Origin of the sequence: Desulfamplus magnetovallimortis, from assembly GCF_900170035.1 — a bacterium.
GTDB lineage: Bacteria > Desulfobacterota > Desulfobacteria > Desulfobacterales > Desulfobacteraceae > Desulfamplus > Desulfamplus magnetovallimortis.
Genome location: NZ_LT828561.1, coordinates 26,286 through 42,900, shown reverse-complemented (window position 1 = coordinate 42,900; position 16,615 = coordinate 26,286). Strand labels below are relative to the sequence as shown.

General features: G+C 40.4%; 14 protein-coding genes and 1 other RNA gene. 4 read left to right on the top strand and 11 right to left on the bottom strand.

The window, feature by feature from the left end:
- Positions 1-130: 130 nt before the first annotated feature.
- The 3 genes from MTBBW1_RS24075 to MTBBW1_RS24060 all read right to left on the bottom strand — a co-directional run bounded on the left by MTBBW1_RS24075 (position 131) and on the right by MTBBW1_RS24060 (position 3,848).
- Complete coding sequence (locus MTBBW1_RS24075) at positions 131-667, bottom strand: universal stress protein (RefSeq protein ID WP_080808511.1); 537 nt, start codon at positions 665-667, stop codon at positions 131-133.
- A gap of 99 nt (positions 668-766) precedes the next feature.
- Positions 767-2,500, bottom strand: a complete 1,734-nt coding sequence (locus MTBBW1_RS24070) for a TRAP transporter permease (protein ID WP_080808507.1) — start codon at positions 2,498-2,500, stop codon at positions 767-769.
- Between the two features lie 373 nt (positions 2,501-2,873).
- Positions 2,874-3,848, bottom strand: a complete 975-nt coding sequence (locus tag MTBBW1_RS24060) for a TAXI family TRAP transporter solute-binding subunit (RefSeq protein ID WP_080808501.1) — start codon at positions 3,846-3,848, stop codon at positions 2,874-2,876.
- A gap of 385 nt (positions 3,849-4,233) precedes the next feature.
- Here MTBBW1_RS24060 and MTBBW1_RS24055 point away from each other — a divergent pair, with 385 nt between their 5' ends.
- Positions 4,234-5,442: a DctP family TRAP transporter solute-binding subunit gene (locus MTBBW1_RS24055; protein WP_186441684.1), complete on the top strand. Its 1,209-nt coding sequence runs from the start codon at positions 4,234-4,236 to the stop codon at positions 5,440-5,442.
- Between the two features lie 137 nt (positions 5,443-5,579).
- On the opposite strand, the gene MTBBW1_RS24050 is transcribed toward MTBBW1_RS24055, so the two are convergent.
- The 4 genes from MTBBW1_RS24050 to MTBBW1_RS24035 all read right to left on the bottom strand — a co-directional run bounded on the left by MTBBW1_RS24050 (position 5,580) and on the right by MTBBW1_RS24035 (position 10,362).
- A complete protein-coding gene (locus tag MTBBW1_RS24050; protein ID WP_080808494.1) occupies positions 5,580-6,221 on the bottom strand; it encodes a response regulator in 642 nt (213 codons plus the stop codon).
- 1 nt (position 6,222) lies between these two features.
- Entirely contained in the window at positions 6,223-8,733 is a 2,511-nt protein-coding gene (locus tag MTBBW1_RS24045; protein ID WP_245809546.1) for a PAS domain-containing protein, read from the bottom strand.
- A 148-nt stretch (positions 8,734-8,881) separates the two neighbouring features.
- On the bottom strand, positions 8,882-9,367 hold the full coding sequence (locus tag MTBBW1_RS24040; RefSeq protein WP_080808492.1) for an ACT domain-containing protein: 486 nt from the start codon (positions 9,365-9,367) through the stop codon (positions 8,882-8,884).
- A 65-nt stretch (positions 9,368-9,432) separates the two neighbouring features.
- Positions 9,433-10,362: a DMT family transporter gene (locus tag MTBBW1_RS24035; RefSeq protein WP_080808489.1), complete on the bottom strand. Its 930-nt coding sequence runs from the start codon at positions 10,360-10,362 to the stop codon at positions 9,433-9,435.
- 332 nt (positions 10,363-10,694) lie between these two features.
- Here MTBBW1_RS24035 and MTBBW1_RS24025 point away from each other — a divergent pair, with 332 nt between their 5' ends.
- The gene (locus tag MTBBW1_RS24025) at positions 10,695-11,777 is read left to right on the top strand and encodes an ABC transporter permease (protein WP_080808484.1); all 1,083 of its coding nucleotides are present in this window, start codon (positions 10,695-10,697) and stop codon (positions 11,775-11,777) included.
- 118 nt (positions 11,778-11,895) lie between these two features.
- Here the strand turns inward: MTBBW1_RS24025 and MTBBW1_RS24020 are convergent, their stop codons facing one another.
- Positions 11,896-13,071, bottom strand: a complete 1,176-nt coding sequence (locus MTBBW1_RS24020) for an MFS transporter (RefSeq protein WP_245809545.1) — start codon at positions 13,069-13,071, stop codon at positions 11,896-11,898.
- Between the two features lie 316 nt (positions 13,072-13,387).
- On the opposite strand from MTBBW1_RS24020, the gene MTBBW1_RS24015 reads away from it, so the two are divergent.
- Both MTBBW1_RS24015 and ssrA read left to right on the top strand, forming a co-directional pair.
- Positions 13,388-13,945, top strand: a complete 558-nt coding sequence (locus tag MTBBW1_RS24015) for a rhodanese-like domain-containing protein (RefSeq protein ID WP_080808481.1) — start codon at positions 13,388-13,390, stop codon at positions 13,943-13,945.
- Between the two features lie 156 nt (positions 13,946-14,101).
- Positions 14,102-14,460, top strand: a transfer-messenger RNA (tmRNA) gene (ssrA, locus tag MTBBW1_RS24010).
- A gap of 67 nt (positions 14,461-14,527) precedes the next feature.
- On the opposite strand, the gene MTBBW1_RS24005 is transcribed toward ssrA, so the two are convergent.
- The 3 genes from MTBBW1_RS24005 to MTBBW1_RS23995 all read right to left on the bottom strand — a co-directional run bounded on the left by MTBBW1_RS24005 (position 14,528) and on the right by MTBBW1_RS23995 (position 16,493).
- Positions 14,528-15,337 carry a hypothetical protein gene (locus tag MTBBW1_RS24005; RefSeq protein ID WP_080808478.1) on the bottom strand — a complete coding sequence of 270 codons (810 nt, stop codon included), beginning with the start codon at positions 15,335-15,337 and terminating at the stop codon, positions 14,528-14,530.
- Between the two features lie 401 nt (positions 15,338-15,738).
- Positions 15,739-15,948 (bottom strand): hypothetical protein, encoded by a 210-nt coding sequence (locus MTBBW1_RS24000; RefSeq protein WP_080808475.1) that lies wholly within the window; start codon positions 15,946-15,948, stop codon positions 15,739-15,741.
- A complete protein-coding gene (locus MTBBW1_RS23995; protein WP_080808472.1) occupies positions 15,945-16,493 on the bottom strand; it encodes a nucleotidyl transferase AbiEii/AbiGii toxin family protein in 549 nt (182 codons plus the stop codon). The genes MTBBW1_RS24000 and MTBBW1_RS23995 overlap by 4 nt, the downstream gene beginning before the upstream one ends.
- Positions 16,494-16,615 lie beyond the last annotated feature (122 nt).

The window sequence follows — 16,615 nt, the reverse complement described above, 5'->3', positions numbered from 1 at the left end:
TATATTAAATCCGGTATTAGTAAATAATCGTTATTTTGTCAAGGCTTCAAATTCATGTTGTTGTTCCAAATCGTAATATAACAGATAAACAGTCATAGATGGCAGACTAACAGCTATCAATCTTGCGTTATCAATCCTCATCCGGCAGACGGACAACCAGTACCGGTTTTTCAGAGCGTCTCAAAACACGTTTGGTTATGGTACCCATGACAACATCTGCAAGGGTGCTGTGTCCACGGCTTCCCATTACAATCATATCACACGCTTTCTCCCTGCACTGTTTCAGGATCTGCTCCACAGGGTTTCCACGCTCAATTAGAATTTCATCAGCAGGAACACCAATGGTTCTACCCATCTGCCCCTTGCTCTCTTCAGAAAACTGGTCGAGAACCTCACGGATCATAACATGATCCCGCTGTTTGCCAATTAATGACTCCCGTGCCTGGTTATAGTGGGCAGCCTTGATCTCTTCCCATTTTTCAGATTTGATGTAACCTGCAACATGGGACTCAAATATGCTCTGATCCTCGGGCATCACATGGAGAATTGTAATTTTTGCACCATAAAGATTGGCAAGACTCACAGCATAGGCAAAGGCATACCTTGCATTGTCTGACAAATCAGTGGGATAGAGAATATTTTTTACATTCACTTCAGGTAAGATCATTAAAAAACCTCATTTTTTTATTGTTGCGCCAAGTTTATCCCCAAAGAATAGTATAAAATAACGAATGTGGCAGAGCTATCTGCCACATCTAAAAATTCATCAACTGACAGCCTTGCTTCTGAAAACGTTCTTAATTGAATCAACCCAGATAAAACTTAAAAACCATGCATAGGCATATGTACCAATCATTATGTAAATAAATGCCTTGACAATATCCATGGTGGAGCCATCAAGTGAGAAACCTGGAACATAGGCAAAAAGAAGAGGACCAAGGTAGAGGAATTTTGCAAATTTAAATGATGTAAAAGCTGTTTTCCACATGTTGGCCTTGGCAATGGTAGCTCCTGCAAATGCTGCAATACAGACAGGTGGCGTAATGTTGGAATCCTGTGACAGCCAGTAAACGATCATGTGTGCTGCAAGCTCGTTAACACCAAGATGCGTAAGGGCAGGAACAGCCACAACAGCGGTAATAAGATATGCTGCTGTAACAGGTACACCCATTCCAAGTACAAGGGAGGCAAGAGCAACCATAAAAATGGTAAGTAAAAGAGAACCGCCTGCAAGCTCAATCATTATGTCGGCAAAGGTCAACACAAGACCAGAAAAGGTCAAAACTCCAATTATGATACCAATAACCCCGACTGTTGCACCAATCTTTAGACTGTTCTGGGTACCTTCACGGGATGCTTCAACAAACTCCTTTAAACCAATACGTGTATCTTTTCTGAACCAGCTTATAATGATACAACTGATAAGCCCCACAATGGCTGAATAGCCAGGAGAAAACCCTGTGAGCATGAACACGGTTATAACAGCCAGGGGAAGAATGTAAAACCACTCTTTTTTAAGTATCTCCATTGCGCTGTGTTTTGATTTTTCGCCAACAATGTTATACCTTTTTGCCTCATAGTGAACCATGACAAAAACACTGAAAAAGTACATGAGAGCTGGGAAAATGGCAACAAGCATAATTCTTGAGTATGGAAGCCCTGTAAGCTCGGCCATGATAAATCCGCCGGCACCCATAATAGGAGGCATGAACATACCGCCAATTGAAGCTGCCGGCTCAATACCACCTGCAACATGGGGTTTAAAGCCTGCTTTCTTCATCATGGGAATGGTGAAAGCACCTGTGGAAACTGTATTTGCAATGGCACTTCCTGAAATTGAGCCAAAAAGCCCGCTTGCAATAACAGAAACCTTTGCAGGTCCGCCAATTTTATGTCCAACTGCTGCAAGTGGCCAGTCAATGAAAAATTTCTGGGCACCGCATTTTTCAAGAAATGCACCAAAAAGCACAAACAGAATAACATAAGTGGCAAGAACATTGGCCATAATACCAAAAACACCATCACTCATATAAAAGATACTTGTACAAAGCTCTTTAAAAGGTGCTCCTGCATGGGAGACTATATCCGGGGCAAGGTATCCATAAACTCCGTAGGTCAGCATAATTACGCCAATAATTACAAAAACGTTTCCAACCACCCGCCTGGCAAGTTCGATACCGATAAGAACACCTATCACAGCAACAGTCATATCAAAAGGAGTCTCTGCACCGGTGCGGTAGTTGATAGCTTCAAAATTGATAATCCAATAACCAACAGAGAATATTGAAAGTAGAATCAATATGTAATCTACCACTCTCATGATTTTGGTTTTTGATTGATACATAAGAAATACAAGTATATAAGTCAGAATCACATAGATGCCCCTGTGATACTGGGTGGATGCCGGCTGAATAATTGCTGCGTATGAATAAAACAGCACCAGCGCAACCGAGCAAATATCAAAGACTATTTTTTCAAACCGGTTTAATTTTTCGTACACTGTCTGCCTGCCTTGTTTAGAATTGTTGAAACATCATTTAGATTCTTATTTCTGATTTTCGTATTATTATGACAAGAGAATCAGAAAAGCTCTTGGATTATTGCTTGTCTATGTTAGGAATGGATATTTAATTTTGGATTGGGTTCTAATTTCTACAAAATGTTAAATGTTGGTAGGGATGTCTGAATCAGGATACCCGAAATTAACAGGCAGGATTAAGTAATTATCCTGAACATCCTGGTTATCCTGGATATCCTGATTCAGACAAATGACCAAACTCAGAACCAATCCCTTAATTTGAATGCTTTCGATCTTTGGAGACAGATTCAATATTTTAAATCTGTCCCCTTTATTCACGTTATTCAAATTTTTGTTATTTTAGAACACCTTTCTCTTTCCAGAATTTTTCAGCACCAGGATGCATTGGAGTTACAATACCATTAATACCGGTTGCAATGGCCATCTCCTTGAAGGTCTTTTTCTGGTCATGCATATGTTTAATACCTTCATCAGTATAGATAATGGAAAGAATCTGATAAACTACATCATCAGAAAGATCTGCATTTGCAACCCACAGGGCTGAATCCTGAAATGAGGGAGTATCTGCATCAACGCCCTTGTATGTTCCGGCAGGGATTTTCAATTTTGCAAAATATGGAAATTTCTGATAGAAACCAGTGGCTTCAGCATCTGCACCAAGATTAACCATTTCAATATCGTTTGTCTGTGCCGCCATTATAACAGCACCGCTTGGAAAGGCAGTAAAGAGCCAGAAGGCATCAAGCTGATTGTTTCCAAATGCCTGGGCTGCATCATTATATCCCATTGCATTTCTCTCAATTTTATCCCATACACCCATGTGTGTGAAAAAAAGCTCGCAATTGGCAAAAGCACCAGATCCCGCATTTCCAACACCGACCTTCTTGCCTTCAAGATCTTTGACGCTCTTGATTCCGGAACCGGCATGGGTCACAAGCTGTGCAGGGGCACCATAAAGATAGGCAACTGCCATAACTTTATCATAAACAGTAGGGTCATTTTTCATTTTACCATTTAAGCCCAGCCATACATGACCTGAATAGACAACACTCATGTGTTGACGACCGGCATTTGTTTTTCTTAAATTTTCAACAGAACCGGCTGATGACTGTGCCTGCACCTTGAAATCAGCAGCTCCTTTTATAGGTTTGTAAACCTGCACTGCATTTGCAACAACCTGGAATGTTCCGCCGGCAGGACCACCTCCAAAAATAACTCTTGTTTTTGCAAATGCCTGGGATGAGAACACCATGCAGAGAATAGTGAACAGCGCAACCGTCAATTTAATACCAAAACGCCCTTTTTTCATAAAACCTCCTGAATAAATGGTTGTAAATAAAAAACTGCTATCTTTCCACATAAATCAAAAGCATCTAATTTCTGTCAGATAACCTTGATAGAGGACTACCAATATCAGGATAAAAAAACAATCCATGTATTTCTGATTCTTCTGTAGGAATATTTCTTACAAAAAGGATATCAGATATTTTTTATTTTCCATAACTACCTGTATTAATTTTAGATTTTTTCATAAAACCACATAGAAAAAATTCCTTGTAAGAAAAAAGACTACATAACAATCAGAATTCTTCCCATTGTCTCCATGCAAGACCGAATGTAAAATCAGGCATCCTTGATATTATTCAACTACTTCTTTACTCTTTTTTGACGGGCTATAAAATATGGGAAGACAAATGGGATTTGAGCATACAACAAAAACAAGATACTGGTTGATAAAGCATATAGGAGCAAACATCCGTGGAGGAACAAAGATAGAGAATACAGGGGCAAACATCCATGGAGGGAGAAAGATAGAGCATACAGGGGCAAATATCTTTTCAGGGAGAAAGATAGAGCATAAAGGAGCAAATATCTTTGGAGGGAGAAAATTGCCCAAATTGCCTCTCTTTTTAATTGCTCTCCTTTTTTTATGCTTTGCACCATATTCCAGAGTCTTATCAGAACCTTCCCCTGTACAGATAAGGTTTTCACATGTTGATGGAGCAAATACCCCCAGGGGCTGGGGAGCACTTGAGTTTGCAAAAAGAATCAACAGGGCAATGGAAGGGAAAATAGAAATAGAGGTATTTTCAGACGGAGTACTCTACAATGACAATCAGGCAATCGAGGCCGTTGCAATGGGGGCTCTTGAAATGGCGGCCCCTTCAAGTGATAAATTCAAGGGATTTGTGCCAGGCTTGCAGCTTTTTGATATCCCTTTTCTTTTCAATGATATCAATTCTGTTCACAAAGCAATTGACGCAGGTATAGGCAGAAAGATAAAAGAACTTTTTGAACAAAGGGCAATGGGGATAACCCTTCTTGGATTCTGGGACAATTCGTTCAAGCAGTTCACCTGCAATACAAATGCGCTGCAAACACCCCTTGATTTTAAAGATCTTAAATTAATAATAGGGGACTCTGAGATACTTCAGGCACAAATCAATGCTTTTGGTGCATATGGCTACCAGACAGAATATTCAAAGGTATATGAAATGCTTGAAAGGGGAATTATGGATGGTCAGGAAGATAGTGCCTGCAATATATACAATTTCAACTATAACAAGGTGCAACGTTACCTCACATTTTCCAATCATGGCTACATGGGATACCTTGTTATTATTAACCAGAATTTCTGGAAAAGTCTTCCCTGGACAATGCGCAAGCAGATGACAGCAATCCTGAAAGATGTTACAGCAGAAGTCAGGGAGAAGGCAATTGACCTTGAAAAAAGATACAAATTGATGTTGAGGGATTATGCTGAATTAAATAGCTCTTTTGAAATTGTTGATTTATCACAGGAAGAGAAGAGGGTCTTCAGGGAATCTGCAAAGGAAACAGAAAAGATGTTTTATGATATAGTTCCTGAAGAATGGATCAAAAGAATCAGGGATTGTCAATAAATACTTTCATTCCTTCGATTTTGGCGGATATCCGCCATGTACGTTATTTAGGAGTCATACCCAAGAGCCTTTCTGATTCTCTTGCCAGAATAACACGAAAATCAGAAATAAGAACTCACGTTTTTGAAAAACAAAGCCTAAAGATCAATAATCTTGTTCTGTATGGCAAAACGTGAAAGTTCAGCATTATTTCTAAGGTTCAGCTTTTTAAGAATTCTTGAACGGTAGGTATCAACAGTTTTTACACTTATATTATAGCTTTCAGCAATCTCATGATTGGTCTGTCCCAGTGCAAGTTTGCGCAGAACTTGAAGTTCCCTCATGGATAGAGACTCGGCAGCAGATTTGTTGCTGTCACCCCTTACCACCCTCAAGGCCAGAGCTTCACTTGCCTTTTCCGTAAGATATCGTCCTCCTGACCATAGTTTTCTGACAGCATCCACGAGCTGTTCCGGCGCTGACTGCTTTGTGACATATCCCATGGCACCGGCTTCAATGGCTCTTACAACATACTGATCCTCATCGTGCATTGTCAAAATTAGCACCGGCAGGTCAGGCAGATGGGACTTAAGCCTTGAGACAACTTCAAGCCCATCCATTCCCGGAGGCATTGCAATATCAACCACAGCAACATCCGGCTTAAATTTCAGTGTTTTCTGAATTGTTTCATTACCATCCGAAGCCTCTGCAACAACTGTCATCTCACCGCTCTCTTCAATAATCCTTCTGAGTCCCTCCCTGACTATTTTATGGTCATCTGCAAGCAGCACTTTAATCATTTTAATGCTCTCTCCTTTTTTTTGTCTCATTTTTAAGCATTACACGACAAACAATCCTGGTTCCCTGGCCCGGAGTAGAGATAATATCAAGTTTTCCGCCAACAAGATTGGCACGTTCCTTCATTCCGGTCAAACCCAATCCATGATACTCCCTGCTTTCATGAAGGATAAAGCCGGAGCCGTTATCTTCCACATAAAGATCAACGATACCCTTACCTTCCGATATTTCCGAAAAATTTTGAGAATGATCAAAAACCTCTTTAAAAGATATTGTCACCAGAATGTCCGTTGCACAGGAGTGTTTCAAGGCGTTTGTGAGAGCTTCCTGGGCAATGCGATAGAGAGCTGTGGCAAGTGTATCGTCAAGGTCGGGAACCATCTCTCCAACCTGCCTGAAGCGGCATGAGACATCAGATCGTTTCTCAAACTCCCTTGCAAGAAATTCAAGGGCATCAACAAGCCCAAGATCATCCAGAACACCAGGTCTTAGCCTGAATGCCATCTCCCTTACATCTGCTATTGTATCATCAATAAGGCCACATATTCTTGAAGCCCTCTCAGCAGCATCTTGATCCCGGGATTCAAGATGCCTGCTTATCCATGAAGCATCCATTTTAAGGGCTGTTAGAATCTGCCCCAGATGATCATGAAGTTCTCTTGCAACTGCCCGACGCTCATTCTCGTGGGCAGCCATTATACTGCCGGAAAGCTTACGAAGCTGATCCTGCACTTTTCTTAGCTCATCAGTTCTTTTTTCCACCTGCTGCTCAAGATCCATGGAATAACAGGAGAGTTTCTCACGTGCTTTTTCAAGATCGTGCTGTGCCTGATTTTTTTCCGTAACATCCACACTCACGGCAAGCGAGCGTATGACACGTCCTGAATCATCCCGAACTCCGTAACAGGAGAGCATAATCTCAATGTGTCTTCCATTTTTAGCAATATATGTATAAGGAACATCTTCGCAAAAACCTGTCTGGAAAAAAACCGGAAAAACAACTTCCTCAGCATATTTTTTAGATGCAACAGAATAAAAATCCGTAAGTTTTCTACCTATGACCTCATCCCTTGAATATCCCATTTTCTCCAGCCAGTAGTCACTCACTCTGATAATACATCCATCCCTGTCAATGGAGTGAAGCATAACAGGAGTTTTATGATAAATATGACGATATCGGGCTTCACTGAGGCGCAATTCGTTTTCAGCTTTTTTACGGCGCAGAATCTCCTGAAGGGCCTTTCTGTATAGAATAAACACCGACACAGCTATGAAGCCTGCAATTACAAGAATAACAGGCCCTACTATCCTGATAAAGGGGTCTGCAAGATGACGGCTTATCTCATCAAGGCTTCTTAAGTGAACCATACACCACCCTTCATATCCTTCAAGGGCCATATCAGAGTAAATATACTCTTTACCGTTTCTGTCTGTCACACTGTTGTCGCCTGTAAATGAAAAGCCTGTCCAGAGCCACGGCCCGTCTCCGAACTGTCTTGTTTCATTTATTTTTTCTATCTGTTCCCGATCAAGCTTCCATAGAAGCATGAATCGCATCTCCCGTCTGTTGGCAATAAATATGACACCATTGGGATCCGTAACAAGCAAAATACCTTCAGATCCAACAAAAAGCCGGGACTCTATTCGTTCAACCGATGCCTTGATAACGGCAACACCGCAAACCTGCCCGACTTTGGCAGATTCAGATGAAACATAATCCCGAACAAGTTCTGATGAATAAATATTTCTGACAAAATTTCCAGGCGAATGGACTTTGCCGGAATCAACGGAAATTTTATTCAGGGCACTTATTTTATTACGGGCACTTATATTATTACGGGCACTTTCACCTGAAAAATTGTTGTCTTCGGCATAACAATAGACAGGATGACTGTAATAAACTCCTCTTTGACGTGTGGTGGTTCCAAGGGCAAGATAGGTGGAAGGTATTCCTGAAATTGCATTCATAAAATATGGTCTGAATGAAAAGTCCTTTCCCACAAAGGAGTCATGATCGTTTCGATTGCTTGACGCAATGGTGACTCCATCCCTGTTCATGATATAGCACACTTCAAGGGTAAGGGAGTGGGCAAAGTTATCAAGAATATAGTTTATCTTTCCAATGTTAACATCGCCGGCAGGAAGATCAATGGGCTTTTCAAGGGATAAATCAACAGCAGAATCAGTGCCGGAATTTCCAATACTAACATCTCCGGAGGGCAAATGGCTTGACTTTTCAATGTATGAGCGATCCGCCGGATTAACGTCCAGTTTCTCAGCAGATAGAAGCAGTGCATTCATCTCCTCCATACATGAGAGTACCTTTACCGGCTTGACATGCTCCGAGAGATAGGAGTTCAATTGCCGGCTCAATAGTTCAAGCCGGGTATCTGAATGGCTCTGGGCCTGTTGAAAAGCTGCATGTTTTAATGAATAGTAGTAAAGAAAACCACCCGAAGAGGCAGAAAGCACCGCAAGAAGAGCCAGAACAAGTATTATCATTCTCAATCGCATGGATACACCCTTGTTGCGGAAATTGTTTATTGTTCAGCTATTTCGGAATTGATAGAGTATTTGCACATCACTCTTTGTTTTTCCAAATCATTCAGCCGCTTACGAATTGCTCAGCTATTGCGGAATTTCTCAAATATTTCTGAATTGTTCAGCTATTCCCGAAAATTGCCTCTGCCAACTCAATATCTTCCGGACTGATTACAAAAAGACAATTTTTTCCTTTATCCGAAGTTGAACCATAAATATAATTGATGTTAATAGAGTTTCTGCCAAGCTCAGATGTCAAATCCGCAAGAATTCCGGGCTTGTTGGGCAGATACATGGCAACAACAGGTGTAATTTCAAAAATATAGTTGCACTCTTTCATAACGTCAATTGCAGCATCTGTCTTGTCAACAAGAAGCCTTACAAGTGCAAATTCATAGGAGTCTTTTTGCATGGAAACATAGCTTCCATTGGATGCAATACGTTTCAGGGATTTACCCCTTGCATTAAAAAGAGTCTGCACATATGCAGAAGCATCCTGTATGGATATTGATTCTATATTTATATTTCTATCTTTAAGCAGATCCGCAATTTTTCCAAACTCCCCAGGAATATTTCTGAGGAAAAATGATATTTCTCTTCTTTTCATGTGGCAACCTCAATTTTTTTAAAGTCTCATGAACGTACTGATCTCTTTTCACTTCTTCTCACGGATTAAGACGAAGCAGGTCTGTTAACAACAAAAGTTCCGGCAATTATCAGAATAATGGAAATAATAATGTTCATGGTCAATGGCTCTCCAAGAAGCATTACACTGAAAATCACCCCTGACACCGGCATTATAAAAATAAATGAGTGCAAAGCTGTGGCACCGAACCTGTGCAGAAGTCCGTTCCATGCCACAAATCCATAGGCGGCAGTTATAAAACTCTGGTAGATAAGAGCCTTGACTATGGATGGGTTCATGAATCTTATCATCTCCCCGTCCCATAAAAAACCTGCAATCAGAAAAAGGGGGGCTCCAAACATCATGGGATACAAGGTTATCTGAACAGCACTTATTCCTGCAAGAACTCTTTTAACATAAACAGCATTGCATCCCCACAAAAATACTGCACAGCAAATAATGATATCACCTGTAAGAAGATCCCCTGCAATGGCTTGACCATCAATAAAAAGGAAGGCAACTCCTGTGAACCCAAATAAAATCCCACTGATTTTTTTAAGTGTTATTCGATCTCCTGGAATAAAAAAATGAGCAAGAATCAGCACCACAAAAGGCAGAAGATTTGCGATCAAGGTTCCATGGGATGCTGTTGTCCTGCTCAATCCATTGTAGAAGCATGACAACTGCACTGTAAATATCATTGAGAGAATAAACATTTTTACTGCCTGATCACGATTAAGTAAAAGTGGCTGGCCGGTTAATCTTGCCCATATAAAAAGAGTTGTTGCAGCAATGGCAAACCTGATACCGGCATTGGTAAAAATACCCATTCCGGACAAAGTTATCTTTATTGCTACTGCATTGGCACCAAACAGAGTGCAGAGAAACGCTGTGTAAAGTGCGGCCTGTACTGGTAGCTCATTATTGCTGCTCACAGTATCACAACTATTGCCAATATGTTTTTTTACAAGTTCCATATTTTTATAACCGTTTTGAAGCAAAAGAATATAAAATTGCTTGATTTAAATGCAACAGCTTTGTTAAAGCTGACATGAAGAGTGATACGAGATTGCTTATGGTTGTACCTTTTTTTTGAATATCCGGCGTAAGTTGTTGCCATTATGCTTTGTTTTTCAAAAACGTTAAGATTTTCGGCATGCTTCATAATCACTTTACACTTTCTGAAACAAAACTTTGTTTTCAGGGTGTTTCCCCCAAAAAAGTGTAAAGTACTTTTGTGGGAATATGAAGTATGCCAGATTTTCATGGTCTATGGCTGGCCGTTGAATTCGGCCATAAAGGTTTATAAATGAAAACAGATCCTGTAACCAGAAAAAAATTAAAACGCTTTATCTCAATCAAAAGAGGCTTTTTCTCTTTTATACTTCTTGCAGCAATGATTGCAATATCTCTTTTTGCAGAACTTCTAATCAACAGCCGGGCACTTTTGGTATATTACAATGGAAAAATATATTTTCCAACCTATGGCGAGATGATTCCCGGCAGCCAGTTTGGATTGGGCTATGATTATGAGACCAATTACAGGGAACTCAAACAGAAAATCAGGACAAATGCACAGACAAGAGAAAAAAGTTTCGACAGGACAGAAAAAAGAACCTTTAACTTTGTGCTGATGCCCCCTGTGCCATTCAACCCCTATGAAAATGACCTGAAAGAGAACAGATATCCGCCATTTCCCCCCTCATTTTCTGACAGGCACTTTCTGGGAACAGACAACGTTGGCCGTGATATCCTGGCAAGACTTGTATATGGGTTCAGAACCGCCATGATATTTTCATCAATCCTTCTTTTGCTCAATTACTCCATCGGAATCACCCTTGGATGTGCAATGGGTTATTTTGGCGGACGTTTTGATCTCTTTTTCCAAAGAATACTTGAAATATGGAGCAACATTCCATTTCTGTATGTCGTTATCATTGTATCGTCAATTGTGGTGCCAAGCTTCATGATTCTTCTTGTTATTATGGCCTTTTTTGGCTGGATCAACATGACATGGGTCATGAGAACCATGACCTACAGGGAAAAAGAGAGGGAGTATGTACTTGCTGCAAGATCAATTGGAGCATCCAGTTTTAGAATAATCTTCAGACACATAATACCTAATACCATTTCAGTTATTATTACATATGCACCCTTTGCCATATCAGGCGGCATTGTTTCCCTGACATCCCTTGACTACCTTGGCTTTGGTCTGCCGGCACCTACACCAAGCTGGGGCGAACTCCTTCAACAGGGTTGGACAAACATGAGCGCATGGTGGATTTCAGCCTCTGTTGTGTCTGCCCTTGTTGTGACACTTATGGCAGTAACCTTCACAGGAGAGGGTATTCGTGAGGCGTTTGATCCTAAAATGCACTCATATTACGAATAATAGTATCAAAAGACTATGTGATACTTGCACGGTAAAACAACGCCTGACTAAATAACAACTCTTGAGTTTGTTGCTATCTTTAAGACTTTTGAGATAGTTGCTGTATAAGACTCTCAAGTTAGTTGCTGCATTTAAGTTTAAATACAAACGGAATTGCTATCAATCCGAGAAGAGATGATATAATGTACATATTCTCAAGACCTGCATAATCTCCCACCACACCCACAATGACCATTGCAACAGCACGGGTAATAAAAGAGACCATCATAAAAAGACCATTTGCAGCCGAAGGACTCTCCACAGCATGTTCCTGTATTACAGCAAGCATTACAGGGGTTGTTGAAAGCAGGGTAAAGCCTGTGATAAGCATCATGGCAATCCTTACCCATCCATCTGTTGTCGCAAAGATAAAAAGTGCCACAGGAGCTGCTACCACTGCTGCTGTGAGTATTTTTTTCCTTCCCATAAGATCGCTTAAGCTTCCTGCGCTTAAAACCCCTGCAACTCCAAGTGCTTCATAGAGAGCAAGGCCGCTGCCTGCAAGCCAGAGGTTTCCGGTCTCCTTTTCAATAAATACAGGAAGAAAAACAGCCATTGCAGAATGCATGAATGACCTTGCAGTCAAAATTCCTGCAAGAGGAACCATAACTTCTCTTATCTCCTTCATGGTTGAGCCAATGGAAAGCTTAACAGGAGATGGTGCAGGCATATCAACATCTGCAAGCTGGGTATATAGTATAACCGAGGTAAACACAGCGCAAAGAAGCATGGGATAGAAACCCTGCAATCCTCCCATAGAGACCACCCCAACTGCAATAATAGGCCCAAGGGTTCTTGCTGCCTCTCCTCCGGTCATATAAAAACTCATTCCACGTCCTTTTTTGTCTCCTGCCACACGGGCAATCAGAACCGGTGCAGGTACATGATACATTGCCACACTTATACCTGCTGCAAAAAACATAAAAAGCAACATCCAATAGGAAGATGCAAGCCCTATAAGGCTCATGGGAATAGCTGTTAAAGTTGGAGATAAAATTATGAGCCACTTTACAAGACCTTTTCTGTCAACAAGCATACCTATAACAGGATTAAAAAGAGATGGTATCTGCATCACTGTGGAGAGCAATCCTGCCTGGCCAAGTGTAATTGAAAAATTTTCAATAATGAGTGGCAGAAGAGGGGCAAGAAAACTTGTATAGATGTCATGGATAAAATGGGAAAATGATAAGAGAAGAACATTTCCTGTCTGAAATTTTTTAATTTGAAGAGAAGGATTTAATATTTTTTCTGACACTTGATATGGTTCCTTGCCGATTGTTTTGTCAATATTACCTGTGCTGGTTTGTTTTTAAAATAATTCTCTTTGGATGTGGGTAACTTGTTCGCTATGAATTCCCTATGGCAATACACGTAAATACTCTGAATAGAAGTTTGTTAAACCAATGTCAAGAGAGTTATGAATCAGAGAGAACCTTCCTTATCTTAAAAAAAACTTTTAATTCTTTTGTAAAATAATATAATTGACATTTATGAGTATATTCTGATATCCGGAAATTAAGTTTTTTTATCCAAGGTACAATCCATAATCAAAAAACAAAAAAGGAGGAACCATGAAAAAACATCTATTAAGGGTAACATTACTATCCTTGGCTTTATGCCTGCTTGCCACAACAACCGCTTTATCTTCAGAAACAGCAATTCCTGCCAAAAAACAGACTGTTCTTGGAAAGTACATTACTGCAAAAGAGGCATATGAAATGTTTCAGAATGCACCTGAAAACACAAAGATTCTTGATGTAAGAACATTTTGTGAATATGTTTTTGTAGGGCATGCTCCAATGGCTGTGAACATTCCTCTTATGTTTCTTGAACCTGGCCTTAATGAATCCAAAAAACTCATAATGCCACCCAATCAAAATTTCATTACCGATATTGAAAAAAGATTTAAAAAAGATGACACAATTCTTGTAATGTGCCGATCAGGTGCCAGAAGCGCTGCCTGTATAAACAAGATTGCATCTGCCGGATTTACAAACGTATATAATATTATTGATGGATTTGAAGGCGACAAGGATGAAAACGGGAAAAGAACTGTTAACGGCTGGATAAACTCAGGAGCGCCATGGACATATGATCTTGAGCCGGAACTTGTATATTCACCAAAATAGAATTCTACAAAATTTTTTCTTCAGGTTGACTTTATATAACTCAATATATATAATTAGTGGAAATAAATGATCACGGCTTGATGTAATCTCATTAAAATTTTAAAGTTGTCTTATTTAAGCTTTGTCATTTACTTTTGTTTTGATCTTTTACAATTTGGGGGCGAAAAGGCTTCGACGGAGATTACGAGGTTTTGGTAGCATGCCGAGTTTTCTGTTGACTCGTAAAATCAGCGGAAACCTAAAGATAATCGCAGACGATTACGATTACGCTGTAGCTGCTTAAAAGCAGCTTCCGTCCTGCCGGGATTTTTCCTGCAGATTCCGGTAAAGGGCGTCGACTATGCGGGACTGCTTTACACAGGTGCCTGTCATGTGTAAAGTTAAAATTCTCAGGCTATACTGTTGCATATCTATCCTGAAAGAGATCATCAGTAAAATTTAAAATTCAGGATAAGCATGTAGAAGCCACTGCTGACTGTTTTCGGACGCGGGTTCAATTCCCGCCGCCTCCACCATTTAGTTATTTCGGAAAGTACCATAAAGTTTCATAACCCCTTGCAATTTCTCATTGTAATGGGTTTTTTATTTTTCACCAAATAGGGTCACCCAACTCCATATGGTACTTTTCCCTTTGCCCAGCCAGAGACCGATACGAGACAACGGCACATTCCAGAAGTACAAACCCATGGCAGCTACTTTGAAACGTACGGGTTCAGAAATGTCATTCGGTGAGGCATTGATATCCAAAAGTTGTTCTGCTGCTTTCCTTTCGTCGATGGATGTCTCTTTTTCTTCATCTGGAAGACGGCCTTCTATTTGAAGATCCGACATAATCTTCAGCATGCATTTTTTCTTTTGTGGAGAGTTACTTTGCAACGCCGACATTGCCTCTTCCAAAATCACTTCCTCTTTGGGATAAAATGTGCCGGCTTCCCACCTGGACCGGATAACCTTTCGAATGACAGTACAAGGGATTTGTTCAAGAGCAGCCTGGATGTTGGCTGATGTTAAATCCGATCGACCAAGTCGTTCATTTGTTTTTTCACATAGCTCAGGCAAAGGCGCCTGGATATTTTCCTTTAATTCGGCTTGAACTGCTTGAACGACCTCTTGGTCAACCTTGCGTTTTCGTTGAATGTAATCCGGAATATTTTTTTCACATTGTTCAAATTCTCGCCAATAATTGTTCACATTACGGCGGTCCCCATAACCAAATGTGTCAGCAATCATTTGAAATGTAAATAAATGCTTTCCTGTTTCAAGATCTTGAAGGCTTCGAAAAATGACCATCAGGATTTTTCGATTCTCATTGGAATCCGCCAACTGTAATTTAAAGTATGGAGTCTTGACAGTAAATTGATTATTGTGAGACTCGGTATTTATATAAGCCATAGTTATTCTTATGTTTTTAAATGTCAAATTCTAAATCTATGACTTCTTTTTCTTTTGGCAACCCCCATGGCAGTTAAATACAGATAACAATCTGAAATAATTACTACTGCTCCAAAACGCTCTCATGTTTTTTAGGTTCCTGGCGACCAAAAACAATCTTCTGCACGCTGCCCCATTCCTGCAGGGCCTCAGGGAAAAAGAATTCCAGGGATTCTACAGGAAAATCCAGCAACAAATTTTTAAAATTGTGATCGTGGGATTTGTTGACCATCTTTTATTCCTTTTCCAGGCGTGAAAAAGCTATTTCCGGTTTTTCCATGGCAAACAGATCTTCCACCTCTTTTTGCCGGATCAGATCCAGCTCGGCATGGGTTCTTTCGGGCAATTCCGATTCATCTGCACTATAATAGAAATAAAGAACCCGCCATGAGCTTATGCTTCCTGGTGGGGTGATTACCCATTCGGTGTAGCCCCTGGACAAAATCTGTAAACTGGTTGGTAGCCTCTTGTGTTCCGGGATTTTGGGCTATTTCGATCTTTTGGATGTTGCTGAAATCAACCGAACCGGAGAACGCTGCAAGTTCCCGCTTTGCCTGCTCTGAAAGTTTCATAAAAATTCATCCCTTAGCTGGATCAGAAGGTCCTGTTTATTGAAAAGGTCAAAATAGTCTTTAAGAAGTTCCCAGTCGATATCTTGTCGGTTCATATTTTTATACTTCAAAATCAAGCGCATATCCTGAAAATCGACAGCATGGCGTGACGGCTCATTGGCAATCGCCTGGACTTTGAGGCCGATAATATCTTCAGGCGAAAGTACTTTTACCGAATATTGATCAAAGACCGTAAATTTTTGTACACGGGTAAGCATCTCTTTGGAAAGGTGCCTGAATGCATGAATGATATCGATATTACCCAACGCTTTAATACTGGAGGAATATTGTGAAATATTTTCAGTCTTATAAATACATGAATACATGGCAGAAGAGAGAACCTTTTCGGCTTTTTCAAGATCATCGACCAGGATCAAGAAGTCAATATCGATGGTCGAACGAAGAATGCCCATGACACCAAGTGCAAACCCTCCAATGAGGCCATATTGGATTCCTTGTTCTTCAAAAGGTTGGATCACCTGCTTAAATACCATTTCAAAATTCATAATGTCACCTTCGATGGAGGTGTAAACCGATAAATAAAACATGCCGAAACGGGGACAAGTTTATTTTTTTGCTTGGGTAAAGCTTCTCAAAACCTCCGTTATAGTCACAATGGTTCGTACAG